Annotated in this window: 15 protein-coding genes and 2 other RNA genes; 10 read left to right on the top strand and 7 right to left on the bottom strand. The window is 58.2% G+C overall.

Annotation, left to right across the window (positions count from 1 at the left end; genetic code table 11):
• Positions 1-6: 6 nt before the first annotated feature.
• From xdhC to xdhA, 3 genes are all read right to left on the bottom strand, one after another.
• Positions 7-852 (bottom strand): xanthine dehydrogenase accessory protein XdhC, encoded by an 846-nt coding sequence (gene xdhC / locus HU725_RS15560; protein WP_060476848.1) that lies wholly within the window; start codon positions 850-852, stop codon positions 7-9.
• Between the two features lie 113 nt (positions 853-965).
• The gene (xdhB, locus tag HU725_RS15555) at positions 966-3,365 is read right to left on the bottom strand and encodes a xanthine dehydrogenase molybdopterin binding subunit (RefSeq protein WP_060476847.1); all 2,400 of its coding nucleotides are present in this window, start codon (positions 3,363-3,365) and stop codon (positions 966-968) included.
• Entirely contained in the window at positions 3,358-4,812 is a 1,455-nt protein-coding gene (xdhA, locus tag HU725_RS15550) for a xanthine dehydrogenase small subunit (protein ID WP_186478464.1), read from the bottom strand. Before xdhA ends, xdhB begins: the two co-directional genes overlap by 8 nt.
• 262 nt (positions 4,813-5,074) lie before the next feature.
• Between xdhA and HU725_RS15545 the strand changes: the two genes are divergently transcribed.
• The 7 genes from HU725_RS15545 (at position 5,075) to HU725_RS15515 (ending at position 15,467) form a co-directional block, all read left to right on the top strand.
• Positions 5,075-5,734, top strand: coding sequence for a GntR family transcriptional regulator (locus HU725_RS15545; protein WP_060476845.1), 660 nt, complete (start codon positions 5,075-5,077; stop codon positions 5,732-5,734).
• Positions 5,735-5,737: 3 nt separating this feature from the next.
• The gene (gene smc / locus HU725_RS15540) at positions 5,738-9,226 is read left to right on the top strand and encodes a chromosome segregation protein SMC (RefSeq protein ID WP_186478463.1); all 3,489 of its coding nucleotides are present in this window, start codon (positions 5,738-5,740) and stop codon (positions 9,224-9,226) included.
• Positions 9,227-9,433: 207 nt separating this feature from the next.
• Positions 9,434-10,318, top strand: a complete 885-nt coding sequence (gene zipA / locus HU725_RS15535) for a cell division protein ZipA (RefSeq protein ID WP_186478462.1) — start codon at positions 9,434-9,436, stop codon at positions 10,316-10,318.
• 99 nt (positions 10,319-10,417) lie between these two features.
• The gene (gene ligA / locus HU725_RS15530; RefSeq protein ID WP_186478461.1) at positions 10,418-12,748 is read left to right on the top strand and encodes an NAD-dependent DNA ligase LigA; all 2,331 of its coding nucleotides are present in this window, start codon (positions 10,418-10,420) and stop codon (positions 12,746-12,748) included.
• A gap of 163 nt (positions 12,749-12,911) precedes the next feature.
• An RNA gene (gene ffs, locus HU725_RS15525) (signal recognition particle sRNA small type) lies at positions 12,912-13,008 on the top strand.
• 273 nt (positions 13,009-13,281) lie between these two features.
• Positions 13,282-14,367 carry a type I restriction endonuclease gene (locus tag HU725_RS15520; protein WP_186478460.1) on the top strand — a complete coding sequence of 362 codons (1,086 nt, stop codon included), beginning with the start codon at positions 13,282-13,284 and terminating at the stop codon, positions 14,365-14,367.
• Between the two features lie 71 nt (positions 14,368-14,438).
• Positions 14,439-15,467 (top strand): DUF4062 domain-containing protein, encoded by a 1,029-nt coding sequence (locus HU725_RS15515; protein WP_186478459.1) that lies wholly within the window; start codon positions 14,439-14,441, stop codon positions 15,465-15,467.
• A 752-nt stretch (positions 15,468-16,219) separates the two neighbouring features.
• Here HU725_RS15515 and HU725_RS15510 read toward each other — a convergent pair.
• On the bottom strand, positions 16,220-16,792 hold the full coding sequence (locus HU725_RS15510) for a recombinase family protein (RefSeq protein WP_186478458.1): 573 nt from the start codon (positions 16,790-16,792) through the stop codon (positions 16,220-16,222).
• Positions 16,793-16,825: 33 nt separating this feature from the next.
• Between HU725_RS15510 and HU725_RS15505 the strand changes: the two genes are divergently transcribed.
• Positions 16,826-17,848 (top strand): AbiJ-NTD4 domain-containing protein, encoded by a 1,023-nt coding sequence (locus tag HU725_RS15505; protein ID WP_186478457.1) that lies wholly within the window; start codon positions 16,826-16,828, stop codon positions 17,846-17,848.
• Between the two features lie 2,139 nt (positions 17,849-19,987).
• Here HU725_RS15505 and HU725_RS15500 read toward each other — a convergent pair.
• The gene (locus HU725_RS15500; RefSeq protein ID WP_186478456.1) at positions 19,988-21,283 is read right to left on the bottom strand and encodes a site-specific integrase; all 1,296 of its coding nucleotides are present in this window, start codon (positions 21,281-21,283) and stop codon (positions 19,988-19,990) included.
• 138 nt (positions 21,284-21,421) lie between these two features.
• Between HU725_RS15500 and ffs (HU725_RS15495) the strand changes: the two genes are divergently transcribed.
• Positions 21,422-21,518: signal recognition particle sRNA small type (gene ffs, locus HU725_RS15495), an RNA gene on the top strand.
• A 170-nt stretch (positions 21,519-21,688) separates the two neighbouring features.
• Here ffs (HU725_RS15495) and HU725_RS15490 read toward each other — a convergent pair.
• A complete protein-coding gene (locus HU725_RS15490) occupies positions 21,689-22,114 on the bottom strand; it encodes a hypothetical protein (protein WP_186478455.1) in 426 nt (141 codons plus the stop codon).
• Between the two features lie 133 nt (positions 22,115-22,247).
• The gene (locus tag HU725_RS15485) at positions 22,248-23,024 is read right to left on the bottom strand and encodes a substrate-binding periplasmic protein (protein WP_186478454.1); all 777 of its coding nucleotides are present in this window, start codon (positions 23,022-23,024) and stop codon (positions 22,248-22,250) included.
• A 123-nt stretch (positions 23,025-23,147) separates the two neighbouring features.
• Between HU725_RS15485 and dnaX the strand changes: the two genes are divergently transcribed.
• Positions 23,148-25,163: a DNA polymerase III subunit gamma/tau gene (dnaX, locus tag HU725_RS15480; protein WP_186478453.1), complete on the top strand. Its 2,016-nt coding sequence runs from the start codon at positions 23,148-23,150 to the stop codon at positions 25,161-25,163.
• Positions 25,164-25,186: the final 23 nt, after the last annotated feature.

Raw genomic sequence — 25,186 nt, 5'->3', positions numbered from 1 at the left:
CACTCGTCAAATGGCTTGGCTGCGCCGGGAGGGGGGCAGCAACTGGGCAATGGGGCCGGCATTGGCGGCAGCGTCATGCTGGCCAAAGCAAGCGTTGTAGGTGGCAATGATTTCGCCGGCGATGGACACGGCAATTTCGATCGGCAGTTTGCCCTTGACTTCAGGCAAGCCCATCGGGCAACGCATACGCGCCAGCAGAGCATCGTCATAGCCGCGTTCGCGCAGGCGATGCTCGAATTTGACCCGCTTGGTTTTCGAGCCGATCAAGCCAAACCAGGTGAAATCGTTGCGCTTGAGAATGGCGGCGGTCAGTTCCAGGTCGAGCTGGTGGTTGTGGGTCATGACGATGCAGTAGCTGCCTGGTGGCAGATCTGCAACCTCGTCGACCGGTTCGTCACTGACGATCTTGCTCACCCCGTTGGGGATGAACTCGGGGAATTCCTGCTCACGCGAGTCGATCCAGCGCACTCGGCAGGGCAGCGCGGCGAGCAAGGGTACCAGAGCACGGCCGACATGGCCCGCGCCGAAAACGGCGATCTGCGCTTGCACCGCGGCCATGGGTTCGAACAGCAGCACAGTGGCACCACCGCAGCACTGGCCAAGGCTGGCGCCGAGGCTGAAGCGCTCGAGGTGCGGTGTGCTGCGGTGCTCTTCGAGCATCTGGCGGGCGATGTGCAGCGCCTTGTATTCCAGGTGGCCACCGCCGATGGTGTCATACAGGGCTGTGGCGCTGACGACCATTTTCGAACCTGCGTTGCGCGGGGTCGAGCCGCGTTCCTCGATGATAGTCACCAGCACGCAGGCTTCACCACGGGCCTGATGGTCGGCGAGGGCGTTGATCCAATGGTGCATGATCCATAACCTCTTGAAGGGGCTATCCAGTCCACAGTGGGGGCAGGTTTGCCCGCGAATGCGAGGGAGTCGCACCGCCGTCTTGGCCGGTGCCCCCACTGTGATTCTCGCTGTCAGTGAGTCACGGTTTCCAGTTCTTGCTCGGCGGATGGTTGCTGAGCCACCGCTTTGCGCATCTGCTCACAGCCCCACAACACCCGCTCCGGCGTGGCCGGCGCGTCGATATTGGGTTGCACACGGTAGTCGGCGATGCTTGCCACCGCGTCCTTGAGCGCGCACCAGGCGGCAATGCCGAGCATGAACGGTGGCTCGCCGACGGCTTTGGAGTGGAACACGGTGTCTTCCGGGTTCTTGCGGTTCTCCACCAGCTTCACCCGCAGGTCCAGCGGCATGTCGGCCACAGCCGGAATCTTGTAGCTGGCAGGGCCGTTGGTCATCAGCTTGCCTTTGGCGTTCCACACCAGCTCTTCGGTCGTCAGCCAGCCCATGCCCTGAATGAACCCGCCCTCGACCTGACCAATATCGATGGCCGGGTTCAGCGAATCGCCCACGTCATGCAGGATGTCGGCGCGCAGCATCTTATATTCGCCGGTCAGGGTGTCGACGATCACTTCCACACAGGCAGCGCCGAAGGCGAAGTAGTAGAAGGGGCGGCCGCGTGCCTGGCTGCGGTCGTAGTAGATTTTCGGCGTGCGGTAGAAACCGGTGCTCGACAGCGATACCTGGGCGAAGTACGCCTGTTGCACCAACTGTTCGAAACTGACGATCTGGTCACGCACCCGCACATGGCCGTTGCGAAACTCGACGTCTTCCTCGGTCACCTGATAGTGCCGTGCGGCGAACTCGGTCAGGCGCTGCTTGAGGATCTGTGCGGCGTTCTGGGCAGCCTTGCCGTTCAGGTCGGCACCGCTGGAAGCCGCAGTCGGCGAGGTATTGGGAACCTTGTCGGTATTGGTGGCGGTGATCTGGATACGGCTGAAATCAACTTGGAACACCTGCGCCACTACCTGCGCCACCTTGGTGTTGAGGCCTTGGCCCATCTCGGTGCCGCCATGGTTCAGGTGGATGCTGCCGTCGGTGTAGATGTGAATCAGCGCACCGGCCTGGTTCAGGAACGTGGCAGTGAACGAGATGCCGAACTTGACCGGCGTCAGCGCCAGGCCCTTTTTCAAAACCGGGCTATTGGCGTTGAAGCGGCGGATCGATTCGCGACGCTCAGCGTAGTCGCTGCTGGCTTCGAGCTCGGCCGTCATTTCTTCGAGCATGTTGTGCTCGACCGTCTGGTAGTAGTGGGTGACGTTGCGTTCGGTCTTGCCGTAATAGTTGGCCTTGCGCACCGCCAGCGGATCGCGGCCCAGATGGCGGGCGATGTGGTCCATCACTTGCTCGATGGCGACCATACCCTGAGGGCCGCCAAAGCCACGGTAGGCGGTATTGGAGGCGGTGTTGGTCTTGCAGCGGTGGCCGTGCACGGTCGCATCGCCCAGGTAGTAGGCGTTGTCGGAGTGGAACATGGCACGGTCGACGATCGAGCCGGACAGGTCTGGCGAGTAGCCGCAGTTGCCGGCCAGGTCCAGATTGATGCCATGCAGGCGGCCGTCGTCGTCGAAGCCGACGTCGTACTCCACGTAGAATGGGTGGCGCTTGCCGGTCATAGTCATGTCTTCGACCCTTGGCAGGCGCATCTTGGTTGGCTGGCCGGTCAGGCGCGCAATCACCGCGCACAGGCAGGCCGGGCTTGCTGCCTGGGTTTCCTTGCCGCCAAAGCCGCCACCCATGCGGCGCATGTCCAGCACCACTTTGTTCATGGGGACGTCGAGCACTTCGGCGACCAGCTTCTGCACTTCCGTTGGGTTTTGGGTGGAGCAGTAGACGATCATGCCGCCGTCCTCGGTAGGCATCACCGAGGAGATCTGAGTTTCCAGGTAGAAGTGCTCTTGGCCGCCGATGTGCAGCGTGCCTTGCAGGCGATGCGGGGCGCTCGCCAGGGCTGCGGCAGCATCGCCGCGCTGGTGTGTGTGGCTGTCGAGCACGAAATGCTTCTTGCGCAGCGCCTCGACCACGTCCAGTACCGGCTCCAGGTCTTCGTACTCGACAATGGCGGCCATAGCGGCACGCCGTGCAGTGTCCAGGTCACGGGCCGCCACGGCCAGCACCGGCTGGCCGAAGAACTCGACTTTATCGATGGCCAGCAGCGGGTCGCCAGCGACCACCGGGCCGATGTCCTTGAGGCCCGGAATATCCTCATGGGTAATGGCGATTCGCACGCCCTCGAAGGCATAGCAAGGGCTGGTATCGATGCGCAGGATACGCGCATGGGCGCGGTCAGCGGTGCGAGCGTATACGTGCAACTGGTTCGGGAATTCCAGGCGGTCATCGATGTAAATCGCTTCGCCAGACACATGCTTGTCGGCACTGTCGTGCTTGATGCTGCGCCCGACCCCGCTGGTCAGGTCCTGGCGGAACAGTTCGGCCATCTCGGCCTGGCTCTTGGCAACGTGATGGTTAGACATAATCGGTCACCCGTGTCTCGATGTAAGGCGTTTGCTGTTCGATGAAGTATTTGCGCAGCAGGTTTTGCGCGGTGAGCAGGCGGTATTCCTTGCTGGCGCGGAAGTCGCTGAGCGGGGTGAAGTCTTCGGCCAGAGCCAGGCAGGCGCGCTCGATGCTGGCCTGGTTCCAGGGCTTGCCGCGCAAGGCTGCTTCGCAAGCGCGAGCGCGTTTGGGGATGGCCGCCATGCCGCCGAAGGCGATGCGCACGCCGCTGACTACGCCATCTTCGATGCTCAAGTTGAAGGCTGCGCAGACTGCGGAGATGTCGTCGTCCAGGCGTTTGGACACTTTGTAGGCGCGAAAGGCCCAGTCTTTGCTGGCGCGTGGCACGATGATCTTCTCGATGAACTCACTCTCCTGGCGGGCAGTGATGCGGTAGTCGATAAAATAATCTTCCAGCGGCATGACCCGCTGACGTTCGCCCTGGCGCAAGACGACCTGCGCATCCAGGGCAATCAGCAGGGGAGGCGAATCGCCAATCGGCGAGGCGTTACCGATGTTGCCACCCAGGGTGCCCTGGTTGCGGATCTGCAGCGAAGCGAAGCGGTGCAGCAGGTCGCCGAAGTCCGGGTACTCCTCGTTGAGTGCGCCGTAGCAATCGGTAAGCGCGGTGGCGGCGCCGATTTCCAGGTGGGTGGCGGTCTTGTCGATACGTTTGAGCTCAGCGACATGGCCCACATAGATCATCACCGGCAGGGCCTTGTGGAACTGGGTGACTTCCAGTGCCAGATCGGTACCTCCTGCCAGCAGACGCGCTTCGGGGTGCGAGCTGTATAGATCGGCCAGATCGGCAACGGTCAGCGGCACCAGGCAGCGCTTGTCGCCGGTATTGAGTTCGCCGGTCTGAGTTGGCGCGATGGCTTTCAAGCGGGCTATGGTCTGCGCTTGCTGGGCATCGAACTGGTCGCGGCATGGCTGGCGGCAGCTCTGCTCGGCCGCGTCGAGGATCGGCCGATAGCCGGTACAGCGGCACAGGTTGCCGGCAAGGGCTTCCTGAGCTTGCTGCAGGTCGGCGCCCTGGCTGTTCTTCTGCAGGGCGAACAACGACATGACGAAGCCAGGCGTGCAAAAGCCGCACTGCGAGCCGTGGCAGTCGGCCATGGCCTGCTGCACACTGTGCAACTGGCCGTTGTGCTTGAGGTCTTCGACGCTGATCAATTGCTTGCCGTGCAGGGAAGAAACGAACGTCAGGCATGAATTGAGGCTGCGGTAGCGCAGGCTGTCCTCGCCAGCTTCGTTCTGCACGAGCTCGCCCACCACTACGGTGCAGGCGCCACAGTCGCCACTGGCGCAGCCTTCTTTGGTGCCGGGTTTGCCCAGGTGCTCGCGCAGGTATTGCAGCACCGTCATGTTAGGGTCCAGGGCATGCTCGCTGCGCAGCACCTGATTGACGAGAAACTGGATCACGGGGATGGCCTCGCAATGGTTTTATTGTTGTTGAGCGGACAATAAGCAGACCTGTCGCGATGGTCAATAATTTTCTGACTCAAAGGTCAGGAAATTGTGCGTGTCGACGCTCAGCCGTACATGGTGCCTTGTACAAGCATAGATCGCGCCGCCTTGCTTGTCTGACCGGTCAAATAAAGGCCAATGCCCCTCTGCGCGAGTGCCAGGCAAGTGCGCTACAATCGCTTCCTTGTGCCCAGTTCAATGATTTTGAAGGAAAACCATGACGTTCAAGGCGCCGGACAGCCTCTCCGAGCAAATTGCCGACTACCTGGCCGAACGCATCATCCGCGGTGAGCTTGCGCCCGGTGAGCGTATCCAGGAGCAGAAGGTCACGCAGGCCTTGAGTGTCAGCCGCGGTTCGGTGCGCGAGGCGTTGTTGATCCTCGAACGTCGGCATTTGGTGGCAATCCTGCCGCGACGTGGCGCCCATGTCACCGAACTTGACGAACGTGGCGTACGCAGCCTGTGCACCCTGATGGGCGAGTTCTACATTTTGCTGGGTAACGCGGTAGCACAAAAATGGCGCACCGAAGCCGACCTGCGACCGTTTCTGGACATTCAGCAGCGCCTGCGTCTGGCCAGTGAACGGCAGGATATCAAGGCGTTCGTCGCCGAAAGTTTCGCAGTGATGCGCGCAGCCTACCCCTTCGCCGATAACCCCTACCTGCAGGAGACCGTTGAAAACCTGCAGCCGGCCATGAGCCGCGCCTACTACCTGGCCCTGGATCAGCGCCAGGCCAACATGGATGACTACCTCGACTTGTTCGCCCGCCTGCTCGAAGCCGTGGTCGCCCGTGACCTGCCGCATATCCGCGAGGTGCTCACCGCTTATGGCCAGCGCAGTTGCGAGCTGGTGCTGGCGGCGCTGGCGCGAGGCTGACCGATGCGCCTGAAGTGCATTCGCCTGGCCGGGTTCAAGTCGTTCGTCGACCCCACCACGGTCAACTTCCCCAGCAACATGGCGGCGGTGGTTGGCCCTAACGGTTGCGGCAAGTCCAACATCATCGATGCGGTGCGCTGGGTGATGGGCGAAAGTTCGGCGAAGAACCTGCGCGGCGAGTCGATGACCGACGTCATCTTCAACGGCTCCACCAGCCGCAAGCCGGTGAGCCAGGCCAGTATCGAGCTGGTGTTCGACAACAGCGAGACCACCCTGCTGGGCGAATACGCGGCGTACGCCGAAATTTCCATCCGCCGCAAGGTCACCCGAGACGGGCAGAACAGCTATTACCTAAACGGCACCAAGTGTCGCCGCCGCGATATCACGGACATCTTCCTCGGCACCGGCCTGGGCCCGCGCAGCTATTCGATCATCGAGCAGGGCATGATCTCCAAGCTCATCGAGGCCAAGCCAGAAGAGCTGCGCAATTTCATCGAAGAGGCGGCGGGTATCTCCAAATACAAGGAGCGCCGCCGCGAAACCGAAAGCCGGATTCGCCGGACTCAGGAGAATCTTGCACGCTTGACCGACCTGCGCGAAGAGCTGGAGCGCCAGCTCGAGCGCTTGCAGCGCCAGGCCCAGGCTGCGGAGAAGTACCGTGATTACAAGGCTTACGAACGCCAGCTCAAGGCCCGCCTGGCAGCGTTGCGCTGGCGCGACCTGGATGAGCGTGTGCGCCAGCGTGAGGCGGTGATCGGTGACCAGGATATTGCCCACGAGGCGCTGGTGGCGGAGCAGCGTAACGCCGATGCCAGTATCGAACGCCTGCGCGACGGCCACCACGAGCTCTCCGAGCGATTCAATCAAGTGCAAGGCCGCTTTTACTCAGTGGCCGGTGACATTGCTCGGGTGGAGCAGAGCATCCAGCATGGCCAGCAGCGCCTGCGCCAGTTGCAGGACGATTTGAAGGAGGCCGAGCGTAGCCGCCAGGAGACCGAATCTCACCTGGGGCATGACCGCACCCTGTTGGCCACACTCGGTGAAGAGCTGGCGATGCTCGAGCCGGAGCAGGAGCTGACCCTGGCTGGCGCCGAAGAAGCTGCCGCTAGCCTTGAAGAAGCCGAGCTGGGTATGCATGGCTGGCAAGAGCAGTGGGACAGTTTCAACACTCGCTCCGCTGAACCACGGCGCCAAGCCGAGGTGCAGCAGGCCCGGCTGCAGCAGCTAGAAGCCAGCCTGGAGCGCCTGGCCGAGCGTCAGCGCAAGCTGGCCGAGGAGCGTGAGCAACTGGGCGTGGACCCGCAGGATACCGGCATGCTGGAGTTGGCCGAGCAACTGGCCGCCAGCGAGATGCTGCTTGAGCAGTTGCAGGTGTCGGAGCAACAAGTGGTCGAGCGCCTGGAGCACGTGCGCGAGCAATTGCAGCAGGCGATTCACGCCCAGCAGCAGCAACAAGGCGACTTGCAGCGTCTGGGCGGCCGCCTGGCCTCGCTCGAGGCGCTGCAGCAGGCTGCTCTGGAGCCTGTGGGCGGTACTGCCCAATGGCTTCAGGACCATGGGCTGGACCTGCGTCCGCGCCTGGCTGAGGGCCTGCGCGTTGAGCCGGGCTGGGAGCTGGCCGTGGAAACCGTGCTGGGCGCCGATTTGCAAGCCGTGCTCCTGGACGATTTTGCTGGCTTGAACTTCAGCGCCCTGGAGCAGGGTGAGCTGCGCCTGCTGCTGGCAGCCGAAGGTGGTGAGCGCCAGCCCGGCAGCCTGCTCGACAAGGTCGAAGGGCGCACCGACTTGGCGCCGTGGCTAGGCCATGTGCAACCAGTACAAGACCTTGCCGAGGCGTTGGCCAAGCGCGCCGCGTTGAGCGACGGGCAAAGCCTGGTGAGCCGCGATGGCTACTGGGTGGGGCGGCATTTTCTGCGCGTCAGCCGCGGTGCCGAGTCTCAAGGGGGTGTGCTGGCCCGTGCCCAGGAAATCGAACGGTTGGGTGAGGAGCAACAGGCACTTGAGGCGGCGCTGGAACAGCTGGAGCACGAGGCGCAGATCACCCGCGAGCAACAGCTTGAACTGGAAGAGCAGCGCGAGCAATTGCGCCGCCGTAGCCAGGAAGAAAACCGCCAGCACGGCGAGCTCAAGGCCAGTCTGTCCGCTGAGCGCGCTCGCGCCGAGCAGCTCGAGCTGCGGCGGCGTCGCCTGCAGGAAGAACTGGCCGAGCTTCAGGAGCAACGGGCGCTTGAGCACGAGCAACGTGGCGAAGCGCGCCTTCTGCTGCAGGAGGCGCTGGACCTTATGGCCCAGGACACCGAGCAGCGCGAGCAACTGATGGCGCGCCGCGACACGCTGCGTGAAGGCCTTGACCGCATTCGCCAGCAAGCCCGGCAGCACAAGGACCACGCCCATCAGTTGGCCGTGCGCCTTGGCTCGCTGCGCGCCCAGCATGACTCCACTCGCCAGGCATTGGAGCGCCTGGAGCAGCAGGCCGCACGGCTGAGCGAGCGTCAGGAGCAACTGAACCTGAACCTCGAAGAAGGTGAAGCACCGCTTGAAGAGCTGCGCCTTAAGCTTGAGGAACTGCTGGAGCGGCGCATGAGCGTCGACGAGGAAATGCGTCAGGCGCGGCTGCACATGGACGAAGCAGATCGCGCATTGCGTGATGCCGAAAAGCGCCGCACCCAGGCCGAACAGCAAGCCCAACTGCTGCGTGGCCAGCTGGAGCAGATGCGCCTGGAAAACCAGGGCCTGGATATACGTCGGCGCACCTTGCAGGAGCAATTGTTGGCTGATGGCTACGATTTGCAAGGCGTGCTGGCCACGCTCGAGGCCGACGTCAGTGAGCAGGGCACCGAGCTTGAGCTGGAGCAGGTCGAAGGCCGTATCCAGCGCCTGGGCGCGATCAACTTGGCGGCCATCGAGGAATACGAGCAGCAGTCCGAGCGCAAGCGTTACCTGGACGCCCAGGATGCCGACCTGGTCGAGGCCCTTGATACCTTGGAAAACGTCATTCGCAAGATAGACAAGGAAACCCGCAACCGCTTCAAGGATACCTTTGATCAGATAAATGCAGGATTACAGGCACTTTTTCCAAAAGTTTTCGGTGGTGGCAGCGCTTATCTGGAACTGACGGGCGAAGATCTACTCGATACAGGGGTGACGATTATGGCGCGTCCGCCGGGCAAGAAGAACAGCACCATCCATCTTCTATCCGGCGGCGAGAAGGCACTGACCGCTTTGGCGCTGGTGTTTGCCATCTTCAAGTTGAACCCAGCACCGTTCTGCATGCTCGACGAGGTCGATGCGCCACTGGACGATGCCAACGTTGGGCGGTACGCCCGGCTGGTCAAGGAAATGAGTGAAAGCGTGCAGTTCATCTACATCACCCATAACAAGATCGCCATGGAGATGGCGGATCAACTGATGGGGGTGACCATGCATGAGCCGGGCTGTTCACGTCTTGTTGCAGTTGATGTAGAGGAGGCCCTGGCCATGGTGGACGCCTGATGAACGAAGATCGGGATGAAAAGCGTAGGCAAATGTCCCCTGACATGTGCGACAGACGGTGTAAAGTTGTCTTTGGTCGTGCTAGCTTAATGTCACTCGTTTTTTGCGTGGGTAAAACGCCTGTCAGAACATAGAGTTGGCGCCACGTGTTAAAGGGCTTTTGAACCCTTTGTTTTCAAGCATATTTTTATAGAGGCACGGGATTACATGGAAATCGGTCTGCGCGAGTGGCTGATCGTCATCGGCGTCATTGTCATCGCCGGTATTCTTTTCGACGGCTGGCGCCGTATGCGCGGCGGAAAAGGCAAGCTGAAATTCCGTCTGGATCGCAGTTATTCCAACCTGCCGGACGAGGAGGGCAGTGCGGAAGTGCTCGGCCCGTCGCGGGTACTGGAAACCCAGAAGGAGCCAGAACTGGACGAGGCCGACCTGCCGTCGCTCAGTGCCCCGGCCCGGGAGCGCGACCGCGAGCGTGAGCCGAAACCGGCCAAGGCCAGCAAGCGCAACAAGCGTGCTGCCCAAGAGCAGGGCGACCTCGACTTGGTCGCTGAACCGCGCGAGCCTGACCTGTTCGCCGATGCCGACGAATCGTTCACCGCTGACAACAGCCGCAACAATGGCTTTGCCGCCGCTGGCAACTCGGCCAAGGAATTGCCGCCCGTCGAGGAAGTATTGGTGATCAGCGTCATTTCCCGCGACGAAGGTGGTTTCAAGGGGCCAGCTCTGCTGCAGAACATTCTTGAAAGCGGCCTGCGTTTTGGCGAAATGGATATTTTCCACCGCCACGAGAGCATGGCCGGTCACGGCGAAGTGCTGTTCTCCATGGCCAACGCAGTCAAGCCGGGTATCTTCGACCTTGACGATATCGACCACTTCAGCACCCGTGCAGTGAGCTTCTTCCTGGGTCTGCCAGGCCCACGTCATCCGAAGCAGGCCTTCGATGTGATGGTGGCGGCGGCGCGCAAGCTGGCCCACGAGCTCAATGGCGAACTCAAGGACGACCAGCGCAGCGTGCTGACGGCGCAAACCATCGAGCATTATCGCCAGCGCATCGTCGAGTTCGAGCGCCGCGCGCTGACCCAAAAACGCTGATGTAGACCAGTGGGTGGCCTGGCCTTGGTCTTACCCACCCCGTTTCAAGCGCAAGAGCAGCCCAGGGCTGCTCTTTTGCTTTGCAAGAGAACCTGAAAAATGACCGCCGAAAACCGAATCCACGCTTTGCGCGCCGAGCTCGATCAGCACAACTACCGCTACTACGTGCTGGACGAGCCCAGCGTGCCCGATGCTGAATACGACCGCCTGTTCAATGAGCTCAAGGCCCTGGAAGCCGAATACCCGCACCTGATTACCCCCGACTCGCCCACCCAGCGGGTCGGTGGCGCGGCGCTGGCGGCTTTCGCCCAGGTGCGTCACGAAATACCGATGCTCAGCTTGGGCAACGCCTTCGAGGAGGCGGACCTGCGTGAATTTGGCCGTCGCGTGGTCGATGGGCTCGATCAGCCTGGCACGGTGGATTTCAGTTGCGAGCCTAAGCTCGATGGCCTGGCCGTGAGCCTATTGTATCGGGATGGCTTGTTGGTGCAGGGTGCAACCCGTGGCGACGGCACCACCGGAGAAGATATCAGCGCTAACGTACGTACCGTGCGCAACATTCCGCTCAAGCTGCAGGGCGAAGGGTGGCCTGCGGTGCTGGAGGTGCGTGGCGAGGTCTACATGAGCAAGGCTGGCTTCGACCGGCTCAACGCGGCCCAAGCCGAGGCCGGCGGCAAGACATTTGCCAACCCGCGCAACGCCGCAGCCGGCAGCCTGCGCCAGCTGGATTCGAAAATCACCGCCAGTCGCCCGCTGGAGTTCTGCTGCTATGGCGTCGGGCAGGTTTCCGGGAGCATTGGCCAAAGCCATATCGGCATCCTCGAACAGCTCAAGCAGTGGGGCCTGCCGATCAGTCGCGAACTCAAGCATGCAGCAGGGATCGAAGAATGCCTGGCCTACTACCGTGACATTGGCGAGCGGCGCAACAGCCTGCCCTACGAGATCGACGGTGTGGTGTTCAAGGTCAACAGCCTGGCTGCCCAACGCGAGCTGGGCTTTCGCGCCCGTGAGCCGCGCTGGGCCATCGCCCACAAGTTCCCGGCTATGGAAGAGCTCACCGAAGTACTGGACGTGGAGTTCCAGGTCGGGCGCACCGGGGCCGTCACGCCTGTGGCGCGTCTGAAGCCCGTCAAGGTCGCTGGCGTGACTGTGTCAAATGCCACGCTGCACAACATGGACGAAATCGCCCGGCTGGGGCTGCGCATCGGTGACACGGTGATCATCCGCCGCGCCGGCGATGTGATCCCGCAGGTCATGCAGGTCGTGCTCGAGCGCCGTCCAGACCATGCCCGCCCGGTAGAGGTGCCCAGCGCATGCCCAGTCTGTGGCTCGCAGGTCGAGCGCACCCAGCTGATCAAGCGCAGCAAGGGTAAGGAAACCACCAGCGAAGGGGCGGTATACCGCTGCGTTGGCCGCCTGGCCTGCGCTGCCCAACTCAAGCAGGCGATCATTCACTACGTATCGCGCCGGGCCATGGACATCGATGGCCTGGGTGAAAAGAGCGTCGAGCAGTTGGTGGATGAAGGCCTGATTAGCTCGCCCGCCGACCTGTACAAGCTCAAGTTCGAACAGATCGTCGGCCTGGAGGGCTTCGCCGAAGTCTCCAGCAACAAGCTGCTGGACGCTATCGAAGCCAGCAAGCGCCCGAGCCTGGCCCGCTTCATCTACGCCCTGGGCATTCCTGATGTGGGTGAAGAAACCGCCAAAGTACTTGCCCGCACGCTAGGTAGCCTGGCCCGTGTGCAGCAGGCACTGCCCCAGGTGCTGACCTATTTGCCGGACATCGGCCTGGAAGTGGCCTACGAGATTCACAACTTCTTCGAGGACGAGCACAACCGCAAGGTCATCGAGCAATTGCTGGCCAGCGGCATGCAGTTGCAGGATGAAGGGGAGTTGGCAGCCGAGTTTGCGGCAAGCACCACGCTGGCTGGGTTGATCGCCAAACTGGACATACCTTCGGTGGGCCCTACTGGCGCGCAGAAGCTGGTGGACAAGCTTGGCAGCTTGGACAAGATCATTGCTGCCGATGGTATCGACTTGCGCCAGGCCCTGGCGGCGAAACAGGCCGAAGCCGTGCGCGAGTTCTTCAAGGACCAGGCCAATCAGCAACTGGCCCGTGATATCGAGGCGCAACTGCTGGCCTTTGGCATGCACTGGAACAGCGAGAGGAAAGTTGCCGAAGGCCTGCCGCTGGCCGGCCAGACGTGGGTGCTGACAGGCTCTCTGGAGCGCTTTAGCCGCGATATCGCCAAAGAAAAGCTTGAGAGCCTGGGCGCGAAGGTCGCCGGCTCGGTTTCTGGCAAAACCCACTGCGTGGTAGCAGGGCCTGGTGCTGGTTCAAAGCTGGCAAAGGCCAGTGAGCTTGGGGTGAGGGTGTTGGATGAAGAGGCGTTTGTTGCCTTTCTGGCCGAGCATGGCATTACCGTCTGATCGGTGGAATATTGTTGAGGGCTGAGTTGCAGGCCTAGATATGCCATGGGCGGGACAAGTCATTGAGAAATGATGAGTTTTTCTTATCTTAAAGGTTGTATCTTCGCCCCAGAGCGGTACAATGGCGCGGCTCGCTGCTCAGCGAGCCGCGTAGTGGTGGCCCCATCGGTCCCCCCGCATTGATTACCCGTTAACCTGGTCAGGCCCGGAAGGGAGCAGCCATAGCGGGAACATCGAGTGCCGGGGTGTGGCTGGTGGGGCCGCCTCCATTACGCAAGTCCTTAATTCTAAAGGAATTTTCCCTCTCAAATTCTCGAAGTGGACCAGTGCCGTAGTACACCTATGCGGTGCACCGTGCTGAGTATTCTAGCTTCGTCATCTCGCCTCTCCAATCCCCTCTCTGGTTACGCCAATCTCGGCGCCGCCCTGTCATCCGCTCATGTGGCGCTTATCCCCCTTCACTCGCTGTGATTTGTAATTGCCAGTACGGCAGCACTGCTACTAGGATGTGGCATCTGAGCGAGGAGCGAGACATGGAATTCGTAGAGCGACTGAACGCATTATCAGCCAAGATCCGCCAGCAGGGCCCTGCTATCCAGACAGAAGAGGCGACCAAGATTGCCTTTGTCATGCCCTTCATCAACTCCGTCCTAGGCTACGACGTTTTCGATCCCTCAGAGGTTACGCCAGAGTACGTCTGCGACGTGGGGACGAAGAAGGGCGAGAAGATCGACTACGCCATCATGAAGAACGGCGAGATTCAGATCCTGATCGAGTGCAAGAAAATCGGCGAGCCGCTGCATATCAATCACGCGAGCCAGCTCTTCCGGTATTTCCACGTCACCACCGCCCGTATCTCCATCCTTACCAATGGCCAGGTCTACCGATTCTTCACCGACCTCGATGCCCCTAATAAGATGGATGAGAAACCATTCTTGGAGCTGGACCTTCTCGATCTGGACGAGCACGCCCTTCCGGAGCTTCAGAAGCTAACCAAGTCCGCGTTCGATGTTGACTCCATCATCAGTGCTGCTGGAGAACTGAAGTACGTTGGTCAGATCAAGAAAGAGATGGCTTCGCAGTTCAGTCAGCCTAGTGACGAGTTTGTGAAGTTCTTCGCTACTCGGGTCTACGACGGGATCATTACGCAGAAGGTGAGAGAGCAGTTCACCACCTTGACTAGGAAAGCGGCAATCCAGTTTCTAGGAGATCAGATCAACGACAGGTTGAAATCAGCTATGAGCGGTGCAGTCGAGCCGTCTTATGCAATGATGGCCGTTCAAGCATCAACGGCGCCTGAGTCTTCTGAGGAAGCCGGCGACGACGACCGTATCCAGACTACTCTTGAAGAGCTTGAAGGTTTCCACATAGTCAAGGCAATTGTGCGGGCGGTTGTGGATGCAAAGCGGATCGTTCATCGTGATACCCAAAGTTACTTCGGAATTCTGCTGGACGATAATAATCGTAAACCGATTTGCCGGTTGCACTTCAATCGCAGCCAGAAGTACATAGGTATATTCGACGCTGAGAAGAGCGAAACGCGCCATCCGATCACATCTGTGGACGATATTTACGGTTTTGCAGATCAGTTAAAAGGGACTATTTCGCTATATGAGTAGTGCTTGTTGATGTTGCAGGTTTGATGTCCTTTTAGTTGTGTTTTCGCGTTATGTTTCGTTGGGGGGGGTGCATGAAGAAGTATCAGGTTTTTGTTAGTTCCACTTACCAAGATCTTGTAGGGGAGCGGGAGCAAGCTATCAAGGCTATTTTGGAGATGGGTCATATCCCGGTTGGGATGGAGATGTTTAGTGCTGCTGATGAGGAGCAATGGAAAATTATTGCTCGTCAGATAGATGAAATAGATTATTACGTTCTAATCGTTGCTCATCGATATGGTTCCGTTACTGCGGAAGGTGTTGGTTACACAGAGAAAGAATATGACTATGCGGTTGAGAAGGGAGTTCCTATCTTAGGATTCGTTATAGATGACTCTGCTCCCTGGCCTCGAGACCTATGCGAGACAGAAGCTAAGGCGCTTCAGCGCTTAACTAGGTTTAAATCAAAGGTCAAGTCAAGGCTGGTAAATTTTTGGTCGAATAAGGATGACCTTCACGGAAAGCTATCAATAGCTTTAATGAAGGCAATTACCGCAAACCCCCGCACTGGATGGACTCGGGCGGATCAGGTGACCGGTGCTGAAGTTACTAAAGAGCTGACTCGTCTTAGTAGTGAGAACGCAAGTTTAAGAGAGCAGTTGGATGCAGTTAGAAAGAAAGAGGAGACGCAGCATGATGAGGTGCGTTCGGCTATTAAGGTGCTAAATGCCAACAAAAGGAAGCTGGCAGCAAGAACTCAGGATAAACCACGTTGGGAAGATGTTGAGCCAGTAACCGTTACTCTTGCAGACGTATTTCACTGGGTTGCCAAAAATCTACTCGTAGAAAATTCGAGCGCCGAGGTCGGCAAGAATATAGCTCTTCATTTGGTGGGGACGAAGTATGTGCAGAACCACCCTATAGGTGTGAATATCGTAACTGATATACTTGCTGACTTTGCAGCATTGGATTTGGTGGAGCCATCAAAGAAGAAACATCCAGTAAGTGATAGCGCCAGATACTGGTCTTTGACCAAGCTCGGCAAGCAGGTGCTGAAGGAGTTTCGACGCGTTTTGCTTGAGGAAGGCATTAAGGCAGCTGACTCTATTACAGAGGAGGCTTAGTTCTTCTTATGCGGAACGCGTTAGTGATATTAAGCACCTTGCTTCTCATTTCTTGTGGTGCGAAATCAATTGAGCAGCTGAGAGAAACTGTCCCGGCAGCCACGTTAACGACCGAGCGCTCGCCAGAAGACTTTTCTGCGTGTGTAGTTGGAGCATTCAATGAGAACGCTCGCGGGTTTGAATTGATCCGGTTTGACGGTGCGAAGAGCTATCGTCGAGGCGATACGACCACTGTAACTGCGGATACGGGGATTCCGATGTACTTCCTCGATGTGATCCCGAAAAGCGATGGTGCTCCGGGCTCCGTGGTTAAGGAGCGACACGCTATCCCTGCCCGAGACGCTGGGGGATACCTGAAGCGGTTTCAGGGGCTGACAAGAAGCTGTTTAGCGTGAAATCCTTTTTCACGTGTGGGTCGGTGCCTAACCCTAAGTCGATCTACGTACTACCCGCACCAGCAAATTTCAGAATATCGCAGGTAGCATAAAGCCGCCAAAAGGCGGCTATGAGCGTAGGCGATCTATCGCTGAAGCGATAGCGTCTGCGTTGGCATCAAGTGCCTGTAGGCATGTCATCGTGTTTTCGTGGGCAATTACAGACCCACGCTGCCTGATCCATGTACTTACTTCCTCGATGGCTGCCCTCAGGGCGGTCTGGTTTATATGCGGCAGCTCTAGGGCGTCGGCTGTAGCAGCGGCCTTATCATCCATGTGGCGTTTCTCGTTATAGGACAGATACCGCAGCGTAGGGCCTTACAGCGCCTTGTTCCAGTGCCGTTTGACCGTGGCGATACCGATGTTGAGTTCGGCTGCCACTTCCGCCTGTGTCATGTTCTTGGCCTTGGCCTTCTGCACCGCCTTGGTCGTATCAACCGCTTCAGGGCGCCCCAGTTTCTTACCTTCGGCCTTGGCACGCTTCAGACCGGACTGTGTACGCTCGATCAGCAAATCCCGCTCGAACTCTGCGACAGCACCAAGCACCTGCATGGTCATCTTGCCCGCTGCACTGGTCAGGTCTACGCCACCAAGGGCGAGGCAGTGAACGCGGATGCCGGTTGCTGCCAGTTGCTCGACTGTCTGCCGTACATCCATAGCGTTGCGTCCAAGGCGGTCCAACTTTGTGACGATCAGCACATCACCTGATTCCATCCGTTCCAGCAACTTCTGGAAACCGGGACGCTCGCTTGCAGGGACGCTACCGGAAATCGTCTCTTCAATCACCCGATTGGCCTGCACATCGAAGCCGGCATTCTTAACATCCTGTACCTGGTTCTCGGTGAACTGATACGACGTACTAACGCGGCAATATAGGAAGGTACGGGACATCGGCGTCACCAAGGGATCATTTAAGGTGGGATCATGGTAAAGGTATCATTAACTGCTTGCAAGCCTATTTTAATGGTCCCATTAAAGGGCAGATACACGGGTATTGTTAATCGGTCGTTTGATGATGCTGCTGTTGGCAGCGCTACCCGTACCGCTTGGGAATGCAGTACGTTAGGAGCGGGTGATCCGCATAGGGGGATAAACATGAGTTTCTCGCAGCGTATGGGTTTAGAGCCGGCCAGCAAAGCCATTCAAATAGAACGGGTGGACGACAATCTTCGAGGGGCCCTCTGGAACGTCCTGACTCTCTCATTTTGGGAGAAGTACAGAAACGGATACCAAACTAATTTGTTACGCTATTCGAACTTCGACACGTTCTCAAAAGCCTATGCTTTCCACCACGACATTAGCATTGATGAGCTTCCCGACTACTGGTCCGAGCTAAATCGTCACATCCGTGCACGATTCATGGCCATGCCCTGGAATAAGATATACGATTTCCTAGAATTCATGGCCGACTACGGACCCGAAGAAAGAGACCACTCGCGTCGCTGGCGCGATTCTTTCATCGAGTTCGCAAATTTGGTATTGGAAAAGCAGAATTCCGGGTATAGGTTCATCGAGCGGCAAATTGCACCAATAACGTCGGAAGTTGAGCTTGAAGAGATTGACAGTGCCCTGCGTGCAGCCCAGCCTTACGCTGGGGTTAAGCAGCATCTTCAAACGGCTCTCGGGATGCTTACAAATCGAGATGCACCAGATTATCGCAACTCGATAAAGGAAAGCATCAGTGCCGTCGAGTCGTTGGCGAGACATATCACCGGCAATCCGAAAGCGACTTTGGGCGACGCCCTTAAGGTATTGGAAGACAAACATCGGCTCGAACCGATAGTGAAGCAGGCTTTTAATAAACTCTATGGTTATGCGAGCGATGGTGACGGAATTCGGCACGCGATGATGAAAGATGACGCTACTACGACTAAGGCTGACGCTCGCTTCATGCTGATCTGCTGTTCTGCGTTCATAAATTTTGCCATTGACACTTGCGAACGCTGACTTGGCTTGACCCAGGCCTAGCATAAGCCCCATAAATAGGGGCTTTCTCGGGTGTAGCGGAATCAAGAAGGCTCAGAGAAGTGACCAGCTGGATTAGTTATCTAGTTAGTTTTCCATTAGTTAACTATAGCGTCTATGCCGCCCTAGGTACCGCCTCTGCTGTGACTGATAGGATGTGGTGTACCGGGTAACCTGTAAAGTCCCACTAGCTGTCATAGCGGCTACGATACGTTTGCTTGAGGTGGGGCAGTGTCAAGAGTCTTTACGGCCTTTCGTCGATATAGGCGTGCAGAGAATCAAGCAGACTCGACCACATCCAGACGCTTGAGCAGGCGAGCACATAACAACCCCTTCGGGATGATTGCACTGGACAGTGCGTGGCAGCACTGATAAGTGACGCTCTTGATCAGCAACCGGTGGTCTGCATCATTTAACTTCCGGTTGGGTTTGCACCAAACAACAGGCTTGAGTGTGAACTGGTTGATGTGATCTTAGTGGGCGTTCTCGACAGGATTATTGAGGATGACCAGCTTGCATCAAGCAGCTGCTCATCAGTGCAAAGGACAGCATTCAGCAGGGTTCGCTATATGAGTTTATTTGAGGCGGTGACTATGTGACGCTTCGTCACGATTCAGTGGTCTTCTACGTGCTCTCATTAGTTTTGGTGGGTGGTGATGCACCACACCCCTCTGCATGATTACAGTTCCTGTAATGCCTTACGGCATAGTACCTGCGGAAGCGGGGGCAGAAGCGAAAGCCCCCGATCTACTTAGTCTTAACTGTAGGGTTAAATGTAACGTACCGTTCCGGTGTTATGCTGCACCCGCTATCTGTAGAGATAGAAGCAAGATCAAGAAAGGGGTGTCACCCCTATCTTCCCCTGCTTAATAGAATTGTTGTTCGTGCTTCAGGCACCGAATGTCCTGTTGTGGCGTAACGCCACAAAAATAATGTATAGAGACGATAGTTTCAAAGCTCCGCTTTGGCGAAGTGCTGCTAGTGCTGCCTTGTCGGATAGTTGGTAAGTTCTTATTATAATAGAGTTTTGTCGCGCCCCTTGTGCTCCGGGGCTTCCGCTCCGATTCTTGCGTAGCTTTTTTGAGTTACCTACGCAGCTATGGTGAGGGAGTCTGGTGCCTCGGGAAGCTCAGTCGTTCCTTTATGCAAGTATCCAGTGGGTTGGTACCATCTCTCAATGTATTCGCCACGGGCGTAATCATCGCCCCTGAAAATCAGTCGTGGATTCACGCTTAGCTTTATCTCGCCCTTACGCATACTGCTGTCTCGTGATGTAAAGACCCGCAGCATGTGGCTATCAGTCAGTAGCCTTAACTTCTTCATTAAATTTGATTCGGCGACTCCTAACGATTGGGCTAGATTGGCCTGGCTCGTGATGATAATGTTTCGGTAAAGGATAAGTCCGTGAAGTTGTTCTAATAATCGCAGTTGCGGAATGGTGATGCGGCAGTCCATGCCAGTGCGACGCCATTCTCCGTGAGCATGGTCCACTTCACTTCGTAATGAGTGCAGTGCGTGGGGTGGAAGTTTACGTCGATCAACGAAGCTTAGGTGATCCTCAAAGTCATCAGTGCTTCGGCACTTACCAAGTTCGCATTTGTATTTGGCAGGGCCAGTAAGTACTGATGGTGTGTCATCGTGTCCAAGGATCTCGCCAGTGCATTTATCGATAATTAGTCCATTAATACTGAGGTGGTTGGGTGGGGCGGTGAAGATGGCGGTTTTCAATTAATAATTCTCTGTGATTAAGCGCTGTATGCGTACGAGGGCATTGCATATTGTTTGTTGCTTGGTCTGTTGCTCTATATCGCAGGCAGCACGAAACCCGCTCTGCTCAGTGGCCTATAGGCTTGAACAAACGAGGTGTGGTGGTCTGGTAAGGTGAGGTATTGCTGGTGTCTGCGTAGGCAGGTGTGAAAATAGTACAGGCTATTTCAGTCGCGTCAATAGGTCTGTTTTATATACATGTCAATTGCATAAAGTAAAGTTTACTTATATGTGTATTGTTCCATTTTACTGGTGGAAACGCCTGTAGTGATGTGTTCGAGCCTGTACTGAAGCTCTTGGCCATCAGCGACAAGCTCGCCACAGATTGCAACCGCCGGTGCGGGCTGCTGGGTGCTACAAAGTTACTTGCACCAAAGCTTCCAGCATGGCTTTTGTAGGGCTGCGACTTCCGTAGATGCTGAATGTGACGGCCCCATCCTCGTGGCCAGCGATACGCTTGATCAGTGAGTCCTGCACCCCAGCGTCACGCAGGTCATCAATGAGCGTATGGCGAAAGCTGTGGAAGGTCTTTCGGGGATCTGTGATTCCCAGCTTCGTCTTGAACCGACCGAACCACTTCGACGGTGCGTGACCCAGCTTCCCACGTACTGCTTCCAGCTCAGGGAATGCGCGATCCGCCCCCTTGGTCCTGACAGACTCAACGTACATAAGTAGGCCAAGGTCTAGCAGGGCAGGGTGCAGGGGAAGTACTCGTCGGCTGCTGGCGTTCTTCAGGTTCTGGCCTTCACGGCTGTCATCAATACGGATGCACTGGATTCCCTGTTGCTCAATGAAGTCCTCGACACGCAGTTGGCATAGCTCTTCTAGTCGTGCCCCAGTGGCTCGCCCAAGCAGGGGTAGCCAATAACGCCATGGATGCTTGCGGGCTTCTTTCTTTAAGGCTTCATGGTCGAGCAGGGCGACTAGATCAGGGCGGTCAAAGGACAGTCGTGCCTCTTTTCCCGATCCCGTCATCACTTTCATTCCGGCTAGCGGATTCTCCTCTATGTAGCTGTTGGCCTTGCACCAGTTCAGGAAGGCAGTGAGCTTGCGTAGCCGATTGTTAACGGTCACTGCATTGATGGTCTTGTAGTTGTTACCTGACTCGATCACTTGCTTCAGCGTCTTGCCCTTGAACTCTGGCCGTAAACCGAAGTACTGGGGGCAGCGGCTGAGTCGTTCTTTCAGCAGGCGAGCTTGATGAGCGTCGAAGGCTAACGCAGGCATATCACCCATTAGCTCGAACAGGTCAGCTAGGGCACGCTCGATGTCATCGGTACTGCCTTGCCGCCATGTGCCGCCGCGTTTGCCTTCTTCTATATAGAGTTTGGACAGGGTGGCGAGGGTAGGACCGTCGCTTTGTGGCTTCGCTGTGGCCGCTGTAGGTCTTCGTGGTGCAGCCATGGTGATTGGCTGAGGGGTAGAGTCTCGCCACTGCTTACACAGGGCACGCAGCGTCTCAGGGGCTGTCAGAGGATGTTCAGTTAGGTGGTAATGCACTTGCTGAGCTAGAGAGCTGGCAAGGAACAATGCAGCCTGACGTTCTCGCACACGCAGGCATATGCGTAAGGTTTGACGCTGATGGAATAGATGCTTCGGTAGTCGTAGATTAAGGTAGTAAACGGATTGGCGACGGACGATGTAAGCCATAGGAGAGCGCCAGAGTGGACCAATAAAGTGGACCAATTGAGTGGAACAATTCTGGTCACACCCCAAGCTTTGAGCACCCGTGCTGGATATCTGCACGGGAGGGCGGCGAACTACCCAATCAGCCTGAAACCCTTGCCCCATCGGTCCCCCCGCATTGATTACCCGTTAACCTGGTCAGGCCCGGAAGGGAGCAGCCATAGCGGGAACATCGAGTGCCGGGGTGTGGCTGGTGGGGCCGCCTCCATTTCCGGGGTCTGAAAATATAGTTGCTCCAGCATGGTCTGCGGGTGATGCAGATTGCCGTGGGGCAGGTGGGTGCTCGGCATAACATTTTTGGTGCCTGTAAGATCGAGCGCCGCCGGCGCTCGATCTTACAGTCGCTTCATACGCCAGGGGCGCTAAAGCTCAGAGGTTGTACTTCTCTTCAATCTTGCGTTTGTCGAGTGCGTATCGCTTGATGTCGATCGCCTCAGACTCAAGCTGGGCATCCAGCGCGTCCATATCGTGCTTTTTCAGCGTTGCCACATGCGCTTTGGTGGCTTGGTAGTTGATCATTTCTGCAGCGTCATGCCCGCTCACCGGATCCCAAAGAATGGAGAGCGGCCAGAACAGCAGGTTCACCACGCCAAAGCCGTATGCGCGGCCGTAGAACGATCCACCACCTGGCAGCAGGCCAAGGCCTGCGGCAAGCCCGGGTTTTTTTTCTTCAACCGAGAGGTTCCTGGCGCGGTAGCCAGCGAGTTCCGACTCCTGGACCGAGTTGAGGCCGGTAGCACAGCCGGTGGTCAACACGATGAGGGCGGCAGCGGTCAGATTTCGAACGGTGGACATGCAACTTTCCTAAATGTGGTTACGGTCTCGCCCTTCACTGGGCATTGAGGCGCGCAACTTTACACTGGATGATGGCCTATTGATATTATTTCGTCCCGGCGTGATAGGCATGCGGCTGGCAAAGGATTGCTCTCTACTCCGGTTCAGGCTGGGCTGCCAAAGCCTTTCCCGAATAAGTAGCCGCCCCGTAGCGCTGGATAATCCGTTCGATATCCCCCGACTGCTTCATCCGCACCAAGGCCCGCAGTATTCCCTGGGTCGGTATCGCCGGATCATTTCTAACCAGGCATCCCAACGCTTGCTCCTCCACCACCGCCTGCGCTTGCAGCCGCTGTGCGGGCGGTAAATGCTGGTTGAACCACTGCAGCGCCAGTTGGTTGCTGACCGCATGCCGGTATCGCCCAGCCTGCAGCTTTTGCAGCGCCAGTTGCTGGCTACGGCTGTCCTCGCGCTGCAGCTGGCCTTGAGCAAACAGCGGCTCGAGGGTGCCGTAGGTGTACCCCAGCACCGTACCGATCGCCTGGGGTTGCAATTGCTCGGGGCGAGTCGAATCGCTGTCGCCCGGGCGCCCGACCAGCACATCGCGCTGCTCGATCAATGGGATGCTCCACACGAAATTCCCCGGCCGATCATTGAACCATTGAGTGCTGACGTAACAGCGCACGTCGATATCACCCGCGTCCATGGCCTGCTGCATGCGTAGGCGCGCCAGTACGTGGTATTCCGGGCGCACACCAGCTTCTTGTGCCAGCGCCTGAACAAGATCGAACACCAGGCCCTCCACAGGTTGATCGCCTTCGATACGCACCAGCGGCATGCTCCAGCTTTCGGCCACAGAAAAACGTACCACCGGTTGCTCTGCCAGGCTGTAGGTGGCCCAGAGCAATAACAGGGCCAGCAGTCGTTGCAATGCACATCCTCCTTGAACAACGTACCTGTCGCTTAGCTTAGACGAGCCGTGCAGGGTGCAATTTTGCCCCCGCTCCGCTAGCATTAGCGATCTTCCGCTCGTTCAGGCTACGATGGTTTTTCGATGAGTTATCAGGTTCTTGCACGTAAATGGCGTCCGCGCTCGTTCCGCGAAATGGTCGGCCAGACCCATGTGCTCAAGGCCTTGATCAACGCCTTGGACAACCAGCGTCTGCACCATGCGTACCTGTTCACCGGTACGCGGGGCGTGGGCAAGACTACCATCGCGCGAATCATCGCCAAATGCCTGAACTGCGAAACCGGTATCACTTCGACACCCTGCGGCACCTGCTCGGTATGCCGGGAGATCGACGAAGGGCGCTTCGTCGACCTGATCGAGATCGACGCCGCCAGCCGCACCAAAGTCGAGGACACCCGCGAACTGCTCGATAATGTGCAGTACGCGCCAAGCCGTGGGCGCTTCAAGGTCTACCTGATCGACGAAGTGCACATGCTCTCCACCCACTCGTTCAACGCCCTGCTCAAGACGCTGGAAGAGCCACCGCCCTACGTCAAGTTCATCCTTGCCACCACCGACCCGCAAAAACTGCCGGCCACCATCCTCTCGCGCTGCTTGCAGTTCTCGCTGAAGAACATGAGCCCGGAGCGGGTGGTGGAGCACTTGAGCCACGTGTTGCAGGCCGAAAATGTGCCATTCGAGGCTGATGCCTTGTGGCTGCTCGGGCGTGCCGCCGATGGTTCGATGCGTGACGCCATGAGCCTTACCGACCAGGCGATCGCCTTCGGTGAAGGTAAGGTGCTTGCTGCCGATGTGCGGGCCATGCTCGGCAGCCTTGACCACGGCCAGGTTTATGGCGTGCTGCAGGCGCTGCTCGAAGGCGACGCGCGTGCACTGCTTGAAGCGGTGCGCAACCTGGCCGAGCAGGGGCCGGATTGGAGTGGTGTACTGGCGGAAATGCTCAATGTGCTGCACCGAGTGGCCATCGCCCAGGCGTTGCCTGAGGCAGTGGACAACGGCCAGGGCGATCGCGAGCGTGTGCTGGCGCTGGCCGCAGCATTACCGGCAGAAGATGTGCAGTTCTATTACCAGATGGGCCTGATTGGTCGTCGCGACCTACCGCTGGCGCCCGACCCACGCGGCGGCTTCGAAATGGTCCTGCTGCGCATGTTGGCGTTTCGCCCGGCAGATACCGACGATGCGCCGAAACCGGTGCTAAAGCCAATGGGGATCAGCCAGGCCACAGCTGATCCAGCAACCTCGGTGGCAGTGCCAGAGGTGCCTGCACAGGCGCCTGCCGTTGCAGCGGCGCAGCCTGCGCCGCAAGACGCCGCCACTGTTGTCGCGCCGGTCCCTGAGCCGGCAGCAGAACCACAACCAGAACCCGCGTCGCCTGCGCCAGAGCCTGCGCCGGTGGAAGAGGTGATCGACCTGCCTTGGGAGGAGCCCGCCGCGCCGCATGAGCCTGCTCCAGCACCAGCCCCGGTTGTTGCCTCGTCAAGCGCGCCACCGGTGTACGACGAGCCGCCCTTCGACCCGTCAGCCTACGCCTCGGCCGGCATGGATCGTGACGACGAACCGCCGATGGATGAGGAATACTACGCGGGTGAAAGCGACCCAGTAGGCTTCAGCTATTTGGATGAGCTGGCCGAACACGTTCAGGAAGCTGCCCCTGTGCCAGCGCCCGAACCACTGCCGGCTGCTCAGCCTGCTACCGGTTTGGCACTGCAATGGCTGGAATTATTCCCACAGTTGCCTGTCTCGGGTATGACAGGCAACATCGCAGCGAACTGTACCCTGATAGCCGCTGACGGTGATGATTGGTTGCTGCACCTGGACCCTGGTCAGGGCGCACTGTTCAACACCACTCAGCAACGCCGGCTGAACGAAGCGCTCAACCAGCATCTGGGGCGCACCCTGAACCTGCGGATCGAACTGATTCGCCCAGAACAGGAAACCCCGGCCCAGGCCGCAGCTCGCAAGCGCGCCGAACGCCAGCAGGGTGCCGTGCTGTCGATCGAGCAGGACCCACTGATCCAGCAGATGATCAAGCAGTTCGGTGCCACGGTGAGGCAGGATACTATTGAACCCGTAGAGGCTCTGGCCAGCCAGGGCCAATGATCGACAACCATGCGGCCGGCCCT

It is taken from the genome of Pseudomonas promysalinigenes (assembly GCF_014269025.2).
Lineage (GTDB): Bacteria > Pseudomonadota > Gammaproteobacteria > Pseudomonadales > Pseudomonadaceae > Aquipseudomonas > Aquipseudomonas promysalinigenes.
Note: the sequence above shows the minus strand (reverse complement) of the source record. Positions and strands in the feature narration are given on the sequence as shown.

Excerpts from the sequence above, each read along its gene's own strand:
- HU725_RS15490 (WP_186478455.1), bottom strand. The coding sequence starts at position 22,114 with ATGTCCACCGTTCGAAATCTGACCGCTGCCGCCCTCATCGTGTTGACC.
- HU725_RS15500 (WP_186478456.1), bottom strand. The coding sequence starts at position 21,283 with ATGGCTTACATCGTCCGTCGCCAATCCGTTTACTACCTTAATCTACGA.
- xdhC (WP_060476848.1), bottom strand. The coding sequence starts at position 852 with ATGCACCATTGGATCAACGCCCTCGCCGACCATCAGGCCCGTGGTGAA.
- xdhB (WP_060476847.1), bottom strand. The coding sequence starts at position 3,365 with ATGTCTAACCATCACGTTGCCAAGAGCCAGGCCGAGATGGCCGAACTG.
- dnaX (WP_186478453.1), top strand. The coding sequence starts at position 23,148 with ATGAGTTATCAGGTTCTTGCACGTAAATGGCGTCCGCGCTCGTTCCGC.
- ligA (WP_186478461.1), top strand. The coding sequence starts at position 10,418 with ATGACCGCCGAAAACCGAATCCACGCTTTGCGCGCCGAGCTCGATCAG.
- smc (WP_186478463.1), top strand. The coding sequence starts at position 5,738 with ATGCGCCTGAAGTGCATTCGCCTGGCCGGGTTCAAGTCGTTCGTCGAC.
- HU725_RS15520 (WP_186478460.1), top strand. The coding sequence starts at position 13,282 with ATGGAATTCGTAGAGCGACTGAACGCATTATCAGCCAAGATCCGCCAG.
- HU725_RS15545 (WP_060476845.1), top strand. The coding sequence starts at position 5,075 with ATGACGTTCAAGGCGCCGGACAGCCTCTCCGAGCAAATTGCCGACTAC.
- HU725_RS15515 (WP_186478459.1), top strand. The coding sequence starts at position 14,439 with ATGAAGAAGTATCAGGTTTTTGTTAGTTCCACTTACCAAGATCTTGTA.
- HU725_RS15505 (WP_186478457.1), top strand. The coding sequence starts at position 16,826 with ATGGTAAAGGTATCATTAACTGCTTGCAAGCCTATTTTAATGGTCCCA.
- HU725_RS15510 (WP_186478458.1), bottom strand. The coding sequence starts at position 16,792 with ATGTCCCGTACCTTCCTATATTGCCGCGTTAGTACGTCGTATCAGTTC.
- zipA (WP_186478462.1), top strand. The coding sequence starts at position 9,434 with ATGGAAATCGGTCTGCGCGAGTGGCTGATCGTCATCGGCGTCATTGTC.